This window comes from Nocardia donostiensis (genome assembly GCF_002081715.1).
GTDB classification, from domain to species: Bacteria; Actinomycetota; Actinomycetes; order Mycobacteriales; family Mycobacteriaceae; genus Nocardia; species Nocardia donostiensis.
This window is the reverse complement of sequence record NZ_MUKP01000006.1, coordinates 37920-52346: the sequence shown is the minus strand read 5'-3', so window position 1 is coordinate 52346 and position 14427 is coordinate 37920. Positions and strand designations below refer to the sequence as shown.

Sequence of the window (14427 nt, the reverse complement as noted above, 5' to 3'; positions counted from 1 at the left end):
GGGTGTCGATGTCGGGTTCTCCGATTCGACGGATCAGCGAAGCGCGATGAGGAGGTGAGAGCGATGCTGACGACACATCTGTTGTCGGATCTGACCAGTGAAGAGGTTGATCTGATCGTGGCGGAGGAACTGCATCTGCTCGACGCCGCCACGTGAGCGCCGTCGACGCCCACACCGGGCGTATCCGCTGGAACAGCACCCCTATGGCCTCTACTTCTCGCTGGTAGAGGCCATAGGGGTGCGCGGTTCCGGCGCACGGCGAACCCACAGAACTTGCCCGTCCGTCCCCGTCTGGAAGGGACGGACGGGCGCGTCGTCGTTCAGCGAGCGCGTGTCGGTCGAATCAGGCGGGTGAGGACGGGGACCGCGATGACCGCGGCCCACAGTCCGGTCGCCGAACCCAAGGCGGTGGCGGTGTCGCCGGTGGTGGCGGTGCCGAGTACGTGCCCGCGCAGGGCGTCGGTGGCGTGTGCGACCGGATTCACCGTGGCCAGAGCCTGCATCCAGCCAGGCATGGTCTCGATCGGTGCGAACGCACTCGAGATGAACATCAACGGCATCATCACCATCATCCCGGCGAACTGGACCACGTCCGGCCGGCCTAGCCGGTCCCCGAGCAGCCCGAACAAGGCGCTCATCGCCCCCGCCAGCACCACCAGGATCACGACCGCGGCGCAGGCATCGACGACGCTGCCGTGGAAGTCGAAACCCAGCAGCACTGCGGCGATTCCGAGCAGTGCGGCCCGGGCGAGGGTGAAGACGGCTTCGTTGATGGTGCGAGCCGCTCCGGGCAACGTCGCCCGCATCGGCAGGGCCGCGAAGCGGTCGTGCAGGCCGTTGGTGTGATCGATCGCGGCCGAGACTCCGGCGTTGGTGCCGGCCATCACCGTGGATACGGCGAGCATGGCCGGGGTGAGGAAGTCGATGTAGCCGACCCCGGCCGGGAAGCCGGGGCCGGCGGCGACGCTGCGGAACACATGACTGAACAGTATGAGCATCGCCATCGGCATGGTCAGTGAGAACATCAGCAGCTGCGGGACGCGGGCGCTGGTGCGCAGGTTCCGGACGGTCAGGGCGGCGAGCCGGCTCCCGATCGGGGAACGTTCGATCGTGGTCGTGGTGGTCATCGGGGGACTCCGGTGGTGTGGGCGAGGTGTGTGAAGACGTCATCGAGGCTCGGGGAGGTGACATCCAGATCGGTGACCTCGATGCGGCCGCGATGCAGGTCGGCGACCAACGCGGTCGCGGTGGGGGCGTCGTCGACGGTGACCGATACCCGAACCCTGGTGCCGTCGACCCGGTCGGTGTCCGGGGTGAACGGCAGGTCCGCGATTCGGTGGATGGGCAGGGTGGCGTGCACGACCTTGCCGCCGACGATCCGTTTCAGCTCGGCGGGGGTACCGCGGGCAGCGACCCGGCCGCGGCTCAGGACCACGATGTGGTCGGCGAGCCGGTCGGCTTCCTCGAGATACTGGGTCGTGAGTACAACGGTGGTGCCCGCCGTGGTGAGCTCGTCGACGACGTCCCACACTCCGGCGCGGGCGAGGGGATCCAGACCGGTGGTCGGCTCGTCGAGGAACAACACCGACGGGTCGCCGATGAGACTGGCGGCCAGATCGACGCGGCGGCGGGAACCGCCGGACAGTTCCCCCACCCGTCGGGACGCGTACTCGCCCATCCCGAGCCGGTCGATCAGCGCGTCGGCTCGTATGCGGGCGGTACGGCGCAGCCCGGTCAGGCGGCCGATCAGCTCCACATTCTCCCGGGCGGTGAGGAATTCGTCGAGCCCGGCGTATTGCCCGGTCACCCCGATCCGGCGGCGAACCTCGGTGGCGTCGGCAACCACGTCGAGACCTCCGATCTGCACGCGGCCGACAGTGGGACGCACCAGGGTGGTCAGGGCGCGGATCAGGGTGGTCTTACCCGCACCGTTGTGACCGAGCACCCCGAGTGTCGTCCCCGCAGCAGCTTCCAGATCGATACCGTCGAGGGCCCAGATTTTGCCGTAGGCGACGTGTAGGTCCTCGACCACGACGGCCGGGGCGGTCATCGCGTACTCGCGACGTGGTCGAAGAGGTGGTTTGACAGACGGATGGTCATCGGAGGATTCCTCTCGGAAGAAGGTGTGCCCACATCCGGTGTGGATGAGAGTCCGCTTCCTCAGACGAACCAGCCGCGCGTTGGACGCACCGATTTTCGGTGACGGCCGGTGATCAGTTCGGGCGATGAAATACCGTGCTCGAACCCAGCGGCCGAGAGCGGACCTCGACCGCATTGTCGGGTAGGTGAACCCGCCGGCAGTGGCACCGGTGCGATGCACGGTGCCGATCGACGGACCGATACCTGTCGGTGGGGTCGCCTAAGTTATCGGTGTGATGAGAGACGGGAGGGGATCCCATGAGCTCCGATGATCAAGAGCAGCAACGCTCTTCGGTGGTACAGATGCTGCCGGTGGTGGCGCCGCGAAAGCTCGGCAAGGTGCCGTTCGTGGAGATGGCCGATGGGCGATTGCAGGGAGTGGTGTCGAGCGGATCGGATATCGCACGCGTCTACGTGTCGTCGATCTCCGCGCGCGAGCACGGGCTCAGCTGCAGTACCAACAACAACAGGCCGTGCGGTGGGCACTCCGGTGGCTACGCGTGTAAGCATATTCGGTCACTGTTGGCCGAAGCGGTTCTGCAATACGGCATGGATCGTGTTGCGCGCTTCCTCGGTGTGGACGTACCCGAGGACGGCGATATCTTCGCCCGATTGCACCCAACCCACGCATCAACCCCAGCGGCTGTCGTGTTCAGCAGGTTCCTGCGGCATCTGAGCTATCTGGAAAAACCCGGCTCCACCGCACCGATTCCCGAATTGCACTGGTTCCCGGCGGTGGGAGCACCGGCCTGATGCTCGGAATGCAACTGGCGGCGCTGACCGCCGCCCCGGATACCGGTATCGCCGAGGCACTGGATGTGATCGACGAATTCGATACCGCCCTCCTCGACGGCTTCGGCCGGATCGGTGCGGAAGCCGCGGAAGCGCTTGCGGGCCTGAGCGCCGCCGTGACCGGATCGCCGCTGGCCGCGGCGGTCGCCGCGGCCGTCGACGCACTCGCCGCGGGTTCGGTCGGACCCGAGCAGCTCGGCGCGCTGGCCGCCGGTCGCGCTGCCCTGCTGGGCGCTGTCCACGACGGGTTGCTCTGCCGATTCGATACGGCGGTCGGGCGGGAGCGGGCATCCGGTGGAGCGGCCGCGCCACCGGCGGTGCCGGGCGGTGTGGTCGAGGGTTGCCGGGCCTGGCTGCAGGAACTGGCGATCAACGGCTGGCGCGGGGTCGATCACGACTTGGTTTCCGCCGCCGATCGAACCATCGAAGCGCTGTGGGCCGCGCCCGAACTGCGTCGGCTTGCCGTACTGCTCGACGGATTCACCGCCGAACTGCGCGCCGGTGCGCCGATCGCGACGCTGGACCGGATACCGGTCCGGCGCTGGGCCGACCTGTGGTCGCAGGCATTACTGCTGACCTGGCGCGGCGCGCCGGTTATCGATGCCGAGACGGTATCGGGACGGCTGCTGCCGGTCGGTGTCGATATGCACGAGCACGGAACAGCGGTGCAGGCTCAGGTCCACGCGATCCTGGAAGCCGGAACCGAACCCGCGCGGCTGGTGCGGGTGAGCATCGGTGCGGCCAAGGTCGAGACGATCGTCGGACCGGCCGTCTGGCAGATACTCGGGGAAAACCCGCGCCTGCTGCAGGCCCTGGCCGAACGCCGTACCGTCACGGTGACGAATATGTCGCTCACCATGAGCGGCGATCTGATCTGGGAAGATGCGAACGCCGAACTCGGCGAACCGGCCGACCCGTTCACCACCGCGCGCATCCAGCTTCCGAAGGCCGTCGCGGCCGCGGCAGCGCCGCTGGACCGACATCCAGTGCACCTGGGTGAACCGGTGCTGGTGGAGAACCATCGCTTCGAGGACGGCGCTTTCGTCATCGACGGTCATCGCCTGCCGATCGAACTCGACCGGTTGCCCCGGAGCGGTCCGCTCACCGCGGCCCTCGTCGCCAAATCCACGGCATGCCTGGGCCTGGTGCGCTGGGACGGCGGACAGTGGCGCCTGCGCCCTCTCGCGATCGAATACGTGTTCAAGAAGGCGACCACGTCGGCGCATACCGGCGACTGGGCGCAGGGCCCAACCGATCCGAAGACCGCCAAAGCCCTGGCCCGGTCCGGTGACGCGGTCGTGGTACTGCGCGAGCGGGCGGGACGGTTGCTGCGCTGATGACCACAGCTCACGAACAGGCCGGCCCTGCGCAACCCGATATCCGCGAAACCCAGCGGCAGATCCTGTACTGGCGTCTGCTCGCCGGAATCTTCGACCCCGAACCGCAGCCCACTCTGGACTCGGCCGGCGTCTCGATCCTCGACGACCTCGGATTACCACCTGCATTGCTGGACGCCGGTATCGCCGTCGATACGGTTATTCAGCGATTCCCTGAACTCAGCAATGAATTCGGCAGGCTCGGCATGGAGTTCGGCGAAGCGACGCCGCAGCTTCCGGAATCCGTGGGCGCCGGTACCGAAGCCGGTCCACCGGATCCGGATTCCGAATCCGGTGGAGTGGGCTCCCGATCCGAAACAGACGTACCCGGGACCGGTGACCCGACGCCGGGCCCGGCATCGGCCCGAGACCTCGAAGTCCGCAATGCCGCATTGATATCGAAACTCTTGCTCAACGTGTTCGCCACCGGCTCCGGCACCGTCAGCGCCACTCAGCTCGCGAACTGGCAGGCCGACGCGGGCCACCTGCGTGCTCTGCTGGGCGGTTCGGGCAACAGGGACGGCGATACCCAGGCTGCGCTCGGCAAGATCGAGGGCGAGTTGGTCGCGCGGATGCATCTGCGTGAAGTCCTGGCCGACCCAGTGCTCTCGGCGCGGCTCACCCCTAGCATGTCGCTGATCGAACAGTTGTTGCGCGACAAGGCGAACCTGTCCGGTGTCGCACTCGCCAACGCCAAACGGCTGATCCGCCGTTACGTCGACGAGGTGGCCGAGGTACTGCGCACTCAGGTCCAGCAGAGTTCGGCCGGTACCGTCGACCGGTCGGTGCCGCCGAAACGAATCCTGCGCAATCTCGATGTGGACCGTACGATCTGGAAGAATCTGACCAACTGGAACCCAGAAGACGAACGCCTCTACGTCGACCGGTTGTTCTATCGCCAGACCGCGAAACGAACCGTGCCCGCACGCATGATCGTGGTGGTCGACCAGTCGGGTTCGATGGTCGATTCGATGGTCAACTGCACCATCCTGGCCTCCATTTTCGCCGGGCTCCCGAAGGTCGATGTGCACCTCATCGCCTTCGATACCCGCGCTCTGGACCTCACGCCGTGGATCCACGACCCCTTCGAGGTACTGCTGCGCACAAAACTCGGCGGGGGCAACGACGGGCCGGTCGCCATGGCGATGGCGCAACCCAAGATCGCCGATCCCGCCAACACCGTGATGGTGTGGATCTCGGACTTCTACGAGTTCGACCGTTCCCAGCCGTTGTTCGAGGGCATTCAGGCGGTGCACCGCAGCGGGGTGAAATTCATCCCCGTCGGTTCCGTCAACAGTTCCGGGCACCAGAGCGTGAACCCCTGGTTCCGCGAACGGTTCAAGGCGATGGGCACCCCCGTGATCTCCGGCCGCATCCAGAAACTCGTCAACGAACTCAAGAACTTTCTCGACTAGGAGACCTCCACATCGTGACCGACACCACCCTGCGCGCACCCGCCGAAATCAAATACGCCGAGGAGCTGGACTGGCTGGAATCCATCGATAGCGGCCCGAAACCGTTCGCTTGGCGGCTGAGCCCGAAGATGGTGCGGCTGTTCATCCTCGGCTCCGAACGCTCCGACGGCCTCGACCGCACGATCGATCAGAAATGGTTCGGTGACCGCAGTTTCGTCGAACGCAGCATCGTCACCCTGGCCTCCGATCGTGGCCTGCTGCTGATCGGCGATCCCGGCACCGGAAAGAGTTGGCTGGCCGAACTGCTCTCGGCGGCCATCAGCCGCAACTCCACCCTGGTCGTACAGGGCACCGCGGGCACCACCGAGGACCACATCAAGTACTCATGGAATATCTCGATGGTCATCGCCAAGGGACAGTCACGCGAATCGATGATTCCCTCACCCATCATGACCGCGATGGAGCAGGGCGTTATCGGCCGCTTCGAGGAGCTCACCCGCTCTACCAGCGATGTACAGGATGCGCTCATCTCGATCCTGTCCGAGAAGTACGTGTCCATCCCCGAACTCGATTCCGACAATATCGTGTTCGCCAAACCAGGTTTCTCCATCATCGCCACAGCCAACAGCCGCGACCGCGGCGTGAACGATCTGTCCTCGGCGTTGAAGCGGCGCTTCAACTTCGTGCGGATCCCGGTGGTCACCAATAAACGCAGCGAAGCGGAAATCGTGCGCTTCCGCACCGCGGAATTGTTGCGCCGCCACCAGATCGAGCTGGAATTGCCACCTACCCTGCTCGACATCCTGCTCGACAGTTTCGCCGATCTGCGGGCCGCGGCCGATGCGGCCGGCAGCGACGACGAGAAGCTGGAATCGGCGCTGTCGACCGCCGAGCAGATCGGCGTACTCGAGGACGCCATCCTGCACAGTCAGTTCTTCGGCGAAGCCGTGCTGCGCCCAGAAATCCTGGCCGGTTCGCTGGTGGGTTCGCTGGCACGGCGGGCACCGGAGGATCTGGCCATCCTCAACAAGTTCTGGCACGGAGTGGTCGAGCCGCGCAGCAAAGACCTCGGCGGCGACTGGGAACCCTTCCTGGAGGGCGGCCGTGCAGCCATCGCGAGGCTTTCGTGACTCTGTTCGCGCCGCTGCGTGAGCAGCTGAGGACCGCGGCAGCGGAGTTCGCCGGTGAGCCAGGGGTGGTCGCGGAGATCCTGACCGGAATGGTCGACGATGTGGATCGGGCACTGCGCGAGAAGCTGGAGATTTTCCCGGTCTGTCATCATTCGCCCGCATCCGGTCTGGCGATGGTGCGCCGCCTGCGCGAGAAACAGCCGAAGGTGATCTACCTCGAGCTCTGCGAGGATATGCGTCCGATGCTCGACGAGCTGCGCAACTGCACTCTCCCCGTGGCGGTGCAGGCGTGGGCCGGCGTGGTCGAGAGTTTTCCCGCCGCCTGGGCGCCGCTTTCGGTGGTCGCACCGATCACCGAGGCGTCGGCCGAATACCAGGCCATCTCGTACGCGCTGACCACGCCAGGCGTGGAGTTGGTGTGCGTGGATCGCTCCACCGATCACATCTTCCAATGGATGCCCCGCAACGATGAGCCGGCGTCGGCGGAACCAGGGCCGATGGCGGCGGAACCAGAGTCCGTCGAGCCCACGGTTGGGGAAACGAAGCTGCACGGTGACGCCGTCGGTATCGAGATCGGCGATCTACGCCCGCATTTCGCGGAACTCGAAGCCCACCTGCTACACCACGGCAAGGTGCGGCACTGGTCGGAGTGGTGGGACCAGTACGTGGAACAACCGCTCTCGACTGCCGACTACGACACCTACCGGCAGGTCATGGTGCTCATCGGCAGCCTGTTCCGGCGGCTGCGGACCACCGGAACCGACCGCGACGAGGATCGCGAACGCTATATGTGGACGCGGATGCGCGAACACCTGAACAAGTCCGGCGCGGATCCGGCGTCCTGCCTGTATGTGTGCGGGGCCTTCCACGCCGCGAGCCGGGTCGAGCAGTTCGGCCTGGAATCGCAGGCCACGTTCGAGATCGACCCGCCGACCGGGACCACCTGGCAATACGGCCTGATCCCGTCCAGTCATTCGGCCATCGAAGCCCAGTTCGGGCTGGCCGCCGGATCAGTTTCCATCGCCGCCGCGACCTGGTCCAAAGGAGTGAAACGCAGCCGCGTTCGCCCGTTCGCCCTCGCCGCAGGGTCCGCTTCGGGGATGAAAGCAGCCGCGAAGAAAGCAGTAGCGAAAGCCGCGCCGCCCGATCCGAGCGCCGGGCCCGTGGATGTGGCCGATCAACTGTCGGGCTTCCTGTCCACACCGCCTCGGCTGGACACGGTGGACGAGGCGGAGCTGCTGGAGTGGTCGGTCGATATCGTGCGGTTGGCGCGCCGCAACGGGTACCTTGCCAGTACCGCCGACGCCATCGCGATCTACGAGACTTCGATATTGCTGGCGGGCATGCGTGAGCGGGCCCGGCCCACACCGTACGACTTCCAGGATGCGGCGATCACCTGTATCGAGAAGGATCGGGTGCCGGGTCGCCGGGATGTGCGCCGGCTCTGCGAGATCCTGCTCGGTGGCGACCGTATCGGCCGAGTCGGTTACGACGCCCTGCCGCCGCTCGCGCGGGACGTCTACGACCGGCTGGCCACGCTCGGTATCGACCCGGCCAACACCCGCATCCAGCGCACGCTGCTCGATCTGGATGCCGCCCCGCAGCTGCGCCCCGGTTCGGACCTGCTGTGGATGCTGCGCAGACTGCTGCCGGGTGCCGCGGTGCGCCCGATCATGGGTTCGCGCGGGCTCGGTGAGCGCTCCATTCAGGAAAGCTGGGATGTCGCGATCGGTAAATACCAGCGTGACCTGGTGGAGCTGGGCTATGAGGGTGTCACTGTCGAGCAGGTGCTCGAACAGCGCCTGCGGTCGGAGGTCAACTGTGCGGAGGCCACGGCGGCAAGTGCGCTGGCCGCGGTCGAGGACGCGCTGGTCTACCTGGGTTCGGTGCGGCTGGCCGATGAACTCGGCGGCCGCGCGGTGGAACTGCTCACCGCCGAACGTACCGTCGACGGCGCCCCCGAGGTGCTGCGCCGGATCAGGGCACTGATCGACTACTACCGTGCCACTGATACCGGCCTGCCGGGCTGGTGCGGTCGTTTCGTCACCGCCGGCTACGCCCACTACTGCACCCTGCTGCCCACCGCGTTCATCGACGACGCCACCGGCGTCCGGTCTGTCGCGGCCATGCTTGGTTTCTTATTCGGTATGGAGAACCTGGCGCTATCACTGGGCTGCGATCACAGCCAGCTCGAGCTGGCCGTACAGCAATCGCATCCGGAGCCGGCGGCCAAGGTCGCGCTGCTCTGGGCCACCCGGCTGCAGCTGGGCATGCTGACCCTGCCGGACCTGCGCGAACGCTGCGACGATATGCTCGCCAACCCGCTGGTGGTCCCGGCCTTCCCGCAGTATCTGAGCGGTTTCATCCAGGCCATGGATCCAGTGCCGTCGATCAAATCGTTCGTGGTCGAACAGCTGTCCAAGGCGTTCGGCCGGTTGCCCGACGCGATCCTGCTGCCGTGGCTGCCGAGCCTGATCACCACCCTGCGCAGTCAGGCGGGTGAACTGATTCCGGCGCTGACCAGAGAGGCCGGTCGGACCTTCCCCGGCGACCGGGCAGGTATCGAAGCCTTCATCCCGCCGTGGTCACGTCCGCAGCGTCGGCCTGCCGGTACCGGACCGGCTGCCGCCCCGGGTGGGCCGGCGGCCGAACTGCTGCGCGCGCACCCCGCAGCCTGCGACGCGTACGCGATGTTGCTGGGTCACGAGGGTGAATGGCAGGAGATCCGGACCGGATCGACCCCGGCAGCGAGCGCATTGCTCGCGGCCCACCCGGAAACAGCGTCGGCCCTGGCAGAGCTGTTGTCGGCTCAGCGCTGATTCCTGCCGGGGCAGTTCGGAGTCCATCGGCGAGTCGGCGGTTGGCTTCCGGCAGGGGTCGCGTCTGTCCACGTCTCCCGGCCGACAGGTGAAGATAGCCGCTACAGCTTCCTCATGAACCACGGACCGGTCTGTGCGCGTGACCCCGGTCGCGCCGGCTCGTCAGCGGGCGATCGTATCGTCGTGCCGATCGTTTTCGGGTCGGGAAAGCGGTATTTAGGGCCGGTGGACGGGCAGCATCTACTCGAAACCCCGATACCGTCGTCCAGGGCGACCGGGTGCTGCAATCTGCGGTATCGCGAATCTGCGGTATCGCGTTCGTCGCTGACCGCGGCGGGGCCGCGGCAACCCGGGTCCGGGTTCGGTGCCGCTGTTCGCCGGTACAGCGTGCCGTGCCGAGTAGCGTCGTCTGCTCGCACCACGCACCGATGACCAGCCGAGCCGCAACGGCCGGCCCACGGATCAATGCACGCAGAATTCGTTGCCCTCGACATCGGTCATGGTCACGAAGTACTGACCGCGCTCCCGGCCGGTACGCCGCGCAGTACCCCCGAGGCCGCGCAGTTCGGCCACCAGCGTGTCGACCCGCTCGATCTTGCGGGCCAGCGAGTCGTCCGGAAGGGTCGCCTGAATGTCCAGGTGCAGGCGGTTCTTGACGGTTTTGGATTCCGGCACCCCGAGGAAACACAGCCGCTCCGGCCCTCGCGGGTTGTATACCGCAGCGAAGCGGACCCTTTCGTTCTCCGCGAACCCCTGACCGATCTGATAGTCCATCCAATTGTCATAGCCGCCGGGAACCGGGTCGATCTGGTAGCCCAGGGCCGCCGACCAGAAGGCGGCCATCCGATCTGGATCGTGGCAGTCGATGACAACCTGAAACTGTCGAGACATGATCGAGAGAATGCCCGTCTCACTACCGGCCGTAAACTCGGTCTTCCCAGGCGGATCACCTCACCGCTAGGGGCGTGGATGTAAGCCGAAACCGTTCGCCGGCCCCCTTTTCCGATGCGGGGTGGGCATCGAAAGCTGACGGCATGGTCACGACCCTTGCTGGTAGACGTCGGGAGTACCGTCGTTGTCGTCGTCCCGGGCCTCTTTTTCGGCGATGCGGCGATAGACACTGTTACGCCGCCGCAACAGAATGCTCGCCAGGAACGCCGCTGTGAGGGTGCCGACGAGAACGCCGATCCGGACATGGTCTTCCCACAGTGGCTGGTCGGCGAATGCCAGTTCCCCGATCAGCAGCGAAACCGTGAACCCGATACCGCCGAGCAGGGCTACTCCGATGACATCCATCCAGCTCAGGTCGGTGTCCAATTCGGCACGAGTGAGCTTGGCGGTGATGAAGGTCGTGGCCACAATTCCGAGGGCCTTGCCGGCTACCAGGCCCACGACGATCCCGAGCGTCACCCGATCGGTGAGGGAGTCGACCATCCCGTCGAGCCCGCCGATGGTGACCCCGGCGGCGAAGAACGCGAAAATCGGTACCGCGACCCCGGCCGACAGCGGCCGGATGCGGTGTTCGAACCACTCGGCGAGGCCGGGGTCCCGTTTGGACGGGGTGCTGCGGCCCGATCGGGTGGTGAGCACGGGCACGGTGAAGCCCAGCAATACACCGGCGACCGTGGCGTGCACGCCGGATTCGTGCACCAGCCACCAGGTCGTCAACGCCAGCGGTACCAGTATCCACACCGACCGGATCCCGCGCTGGACGGCGACGGCGAAGGCGGCCAGCGGTATCAGTGCCAAACCGAGGTAGGGCAGCTGGAGTTCGTCGGTGTAGAAGATCGCGATCACCGTCACCGCGAGTAGGTCGTCGACCACGGCGAGTGTGAGCAAGAAGGTACGTAGGGCGGTGGGCAGGTGCGAGCTCACCACCGCCAGTACCGCCAGCGCGAACGCGATATCGGTGGCCGTGGGAATCGCCCACCCCCGTACGGCGTCGCCGTTGCCGGCGTTGAAAGCCAGGAAGATCAATGCCGGTCCGATCATTCCGCCGACCGCGGCCACCACCGGCAGCGCGGCCCGGCGTGGATCATGCAGATCGCCCGCGACGAATTCGCGTTTGAGTTCGAGCCCGACGACGAAGAAGAACACCGCCAACAGCCCGTCAGCGGCCCAGGTCTCCAGTGAAAGGTCCAGATGCAGGCCCGACGGCCCCAACTGGAAGTTGCGAAGCGCCTCGTAGGCGCCCGACCATGGGGTGTTTGCCCAGATCAAACCTGCAGTCGCGGCGATGATCAGCAGCACGCCACCCGCGGTCTCGGTGCGCAGAAGGGCGGTGATCCGCCGTGCTTCGGGCCAGGAACCGCGAGCGAACAGTGCGGGGCGAGGGCGGGGAGAACTCATCAATGTGGGTCGTCTTTCATCGTCGGCGACCCCGGCCCACATCCGGGCCAGGTGTGCCGACCAGACTTCCCGGCTCTCCTGCAGTAAAGATGCCGTATAGACCACGGCGAACGCAAACCGCTGTCCCGCGGCCAGCCGCGCTGCGCCCCTGCTTGCCAGGATGGTTGCCCGCCGCTTTCTCGCGCGGAGGGGCTACGAGCTCAGGTCGGGGATGGGTGGTCGGCGGTGTATTGCTCGCGCCAGCGGTCGATCAGGGGACGAGTTCGTTGAGCATGAAGGTGTAGAAGTCCTGCATCTCGTGCAGGCGCCGCGCGGTGACGGTGTCCGGGCCGGTGGCGTCGATGCCTTCCTGCGCCGAGTCGCGCATGGTGGCCAGCATCGTGTTCTGCTGGGACATCAGCGCCGCCCAGGCTCCGGCTCGGAAACGGTAGTGGTCGCGGCGGCTGCCCGGTGCGGGTACCCGTTCGATAGCCCGACCGGCATCAGATGTTTGATCGCGGTCGATACCGCACCGGAGCTGATCGACAACTCCGCGCACAGGTCGGCGGCGGTCATCGTGGCCTGCTCGGTGTAGAGCAGTGCTGTCAGCGTAGGCGATCATCTGCCGTGACCAGATGCGCCACCCTTTCACCCATATCGTGCTCGGGTAGCACCACGTGATGGGCGCCGACACGCTCGAGGATCTGCCGGTGGCGGCGGCTGGCCGTGCTGCCTATGCCCACGACCGGCTATCCCAGCCACCTGGTGGGCCCAGAAGCGACTTCGCGACCGGACTTGTCCGCGTCGGCCTGGCCTGCCATCTGCCGGGGTGGCGTGCGGTGTGCCGGGAAGTCTCGCCGGTGCCGTTCGGTCAGGGGCTGGCCGTTCCATCCTGGAGGGCGTCTTCGAGCCACCGGGTGAGCCGCTTCGGGTCGGTGCCGCGCCAGGCCAGGTGAGCATCCGGGCGGATGAGTTGTATGTCTCGTCGTCCGGTGGTGTGTTCGGCGACCAGCGTAACGGCGTTGCGGCCCAAATGGCTTCCTGGTGCGGTGAAGGCGGCGGCATCGCCGTGGGAGGGCACCAGCAGTACCCAGTGTCGGCCCAGGTGGTCGTAGAGATGGGTGGGTGTTTCGTCGAGGTGTCGGCAGGGCATGTTCGGGATGCGGTCGCCGGGACGGGGTGAGCGTCCGATGCGAGAGCGTATGCCGCGGTTCAGGGGCCCGCGACGGTAAGTCACCCACAGTTGGGACGCTATCTGGCTGGCTCGGCGCTGTACTGCGGGTATGGCGGCGATCGGTACGAGTAGCCGGCGTCGTAGGAACCGGAAGAACGGGCTGTCACCGACTTGCAGGCGTGTCGCGGTGGTGGTGTTGCGCAACACGTCGGTGGCCAGTGGCCGGCGTTCGGCTTCATAGGTGTCCAATAGGGCGGCCGTGGCATGCCTTTGGACGACGAGCGCGAGCTTCCAAGCGAGGTTTTCCGCGTCGCCGATTCCGGTGACGATCCCTTGCCCGCCCAATGGGCTGTGGATGTGGGCCGCGTCGCCGGCGAGGAAGATCCTGTGGTGCCGGTAGCTGCCTGCCAGTCGTCGGTGAACGTGGAACACCGAGGTCCACGCCGTATCCGTGATGCGGATGTCGGTACGTCCGGTGCGCTCGGGTATCAACTGTCGGAAGCGGTCGACGATCTGTTCTGCGCTCTGCTCGTCGTCGTTGCCGGTGGGGTCGTAGGCCATCAGCCGCCACAGGTTGTCCGGGCGGCCGACTTCGCGCATCGGCACGGCGAACAACGGCCCATCGCGGTGGGGCCAGCCGTGCCCGCCGGAGCGGTCGACCGGCCACTCGGCGTACACGTCGGCCAGAAGGAACCGTTCGGTGAGCCGCACGCCGGGGAACGCGATCCCGGCCAGTTTCCGCACGGTACTGTGCGCCCCGTCGCAGCCGACCAGCCATCGGCACCGCACGGAAGTGCCGTTGCCGAAGGTCGCGGAGACACCGCTGTCGTCCTGCTCGGCGCCGGTTATCGCGGAGTTCCATTCGATATCGGTACCGAGCTCGCGAAGGCGCCGCCGCAATTGTTGTTCGACATCGGCTTGTGACGCATACAGGGCCGGGTGCGGGGTTCCTGCGCCGAGGTCACCGAATCGCACTGTGACGGCTGGCTGTCCGTCGAGGTACTGGGTGATGGTGAGTGCGGTCAGCGAGCGTTGCGGAAGATCACCGAGGGCGCCGATGCGTTCCAGGACTTCGGTACCCCGAGCATGCAGGATGTTCGCCCGAGAGGTGGTCGCCGGTCCTGGTGCGGCATCGACCACCCGGACCGCGATTCCCTGTAATCGAAGCGCGCAGGCCAGCACCAGTCCAGTGGGGCCGCCGCCGACGACCAGTACATCGGTCTCTGCTTCATTCATGACAACCCCGTGAGTCCG

12 protein-coding genes and 2 pseudogenes are annotated in these 14427 nt (G+C 66.4%); 6 read left to right on the top strand and 8 right to left on the bottom strand.

Translation table 11 applies throughout. The features are described from left to right. Window positions 1-320: 320 nt before the first annotated feature. Window positions 321-1127 carry an ABC transporter permease gene (locus B0T44_RS05785; protein ID WP_077115392.1) on the bottom strand — a complete coding sequence of 269 codons (807 nt, stop codon included), beginning with the start codon at window positions 1125-1127 and terminating at the stop codon, window positions 321-323. Then, window positions 1124-2050: an ATP-binding cassette domain-containing protein gene (locus tag B0T44_RS05780; RefSeq protein ID WP_077115393.1), complete on the bottom strand. Its 927-nt coding sequence runs from the start codon at window positions 2048-2050 to the stop codon at window positions 1124-1126. The genes B0T44_RS05785 and B0T44_RS05780 overlap by 4 nt, the downstream gene beginning before the upstream one ends. 347 nt (window positions 2051-2397) lie before the next feature. On the opposite strand from B0T44_RS05780, the gene B0T44_RS05775 reads away from it, so the two are divergent. The 6 genes and pseudogenes from B0T44_RS05775 to B0T44_RS28665 all read left to right on the top strand — a co-directional run. Next, the gene (locus tag B0T44_RS05775; protein WP_077115394.1) at window positions 2398-2892 is read left to right on the top strand and encodes a hypothetical protein; all 495 of its coding nucleotides are present in this window, start codon (window positions 2398-2400) and stop codon (window positions 2890-2892) included. After that, a complete protein-coding gene (locus B0T44_RS05770) occupies window positions 2892-4268 on the top strand; it encodes a hypothetical protein (RefSeq protein ID WP_077115395.1) in 1377 nt (458 codons plus the stop codon). The genes B0T44_RS05775 and B0T44_RS05770 overlap by 1 nt, the downstream gene beginning before the upstream one ends. Then, entirely contained in the window at window positions 4268-5722 is a 1455-nt protein-coding gene (locus tag B0T44_RS05765) for a vWA domain-containing protein (RefSeq protein ID WP_077115396.1), read from the top strand. Before B0T44_RS05770 ends, B0T44_RS05765 begins: the two co-directional genes overlap by 1 nt. 14 nt (window positions 5723-5736) lie before the next feature. Further along, complete coding sequence (locus B0T44_RS05760) at window positions 5737-6852, top strand: ATP-binding protein (protein ID WP_077115397.1); 1116 nt, start codon at window positions 5737-5739, stop codon at window positions 6850-6852. Then, window positions 6849-9671 (top strand): DUF5682 family protein, encoded by a 2823-nt coding sequence (locus tag B0T44_RS05755; protein WP_077115398.1) that lies wholly within the window; start codon window positions 6849-6851, stop codon window positions 9669-9671. Before B0T44_RS05760 ends, B0T44_RS05755 begins: the two co-directional genes overlap by 4 nt. Before the next feature lie 129 nt (window positions 9672-9800). Beyond that, window positions 9801-9955: pseudogene (locus B0T44_RS28665) on the top strand (dihydrofolate reductase); the annotation flags it as partial. Between the two features lie 178 nt (window positions 9956-10133). Here the strand turns inward: B0T44_RS28665 and B0T44_RS05745 are convergent. The 6 genes and pseudogenes from B0T44_RS05745 to B0T44_RS05735 all read right to left on the bottom strand — a co-directional run bounded on the left by B0T44_RS05745 (window position 10134) and on the right by B0T44_RS05735 (window position 14409). Then, window positions 10134-10562 carry a VOC family protein gene (locus B0T44_RS05745; RefSeq protein ID WP_077115400.1) on the bottom strand — a complete coding sequence of 143 codons (429 nt, stop codon included), beginning with the start codon at window positions 10560-10562 and terminating at the stop codon, window positions 10134-10136. A gap of 147 nt (window positions 10563-10709) precedes the next feature. Continuing rightward, complete coding sequence (nhaA, locus tag B0T44_RS05740) at window positions 10710-12020, bottom strand: Na+/H+ antiporter NhaA (RefSeq protein WP_077115401.1); 1311 nt, start codon at window positions 12018-12020, stop codon at window positions 10710-10712. Between the two features lie 250 nt (window positions 12021-12270). After that, entirely contained in the window at window positions 12271-12417 is a 147-nt protein-coding gene (locus tag B0T44_RS26975; RefSeq protein WP_175647953.1) for a hypothetical protein, read from the bottom strand. Beyond that, window positions 12417-12575: a hypothetical protein gene (locus tag B0T44_RS26970; RefSeq protein WP_175647954.1), complete on the bottom strand. Its 159-nt coding sequence runs from the start codon at window positions 12573-12575 to the stop codon at window positions 12417-12419. Before B0T44_RS26970 ends, B0T44_RS26975 begins: the two co-directional genes overlap by 1 nt. A gap of 53 nt (window positions 12576-12628) precedes the next feature. Then, a pseudogene (locus B0T44_RS26315) lies at window positions 12629-12721 on the bottom strand (TrkA family potassium uptake protein); the annotation flags it as partial. Window positions 12722-12870: 149 nt separating this feature from the next. Continuing rightward, window positions 12871-14409: an FAD-dependent monooxygenase gene (locus B0T44_RS05735; RefSeq protein WP_077115402.1), complete on the bottom strand. Its 1539-nt coding sequence runs from the start codon at window positions 14407-14409 to the stop codon at window positions 12871-12873. Window positions 14410-14427: the final 18 nt, after the last annotated feature.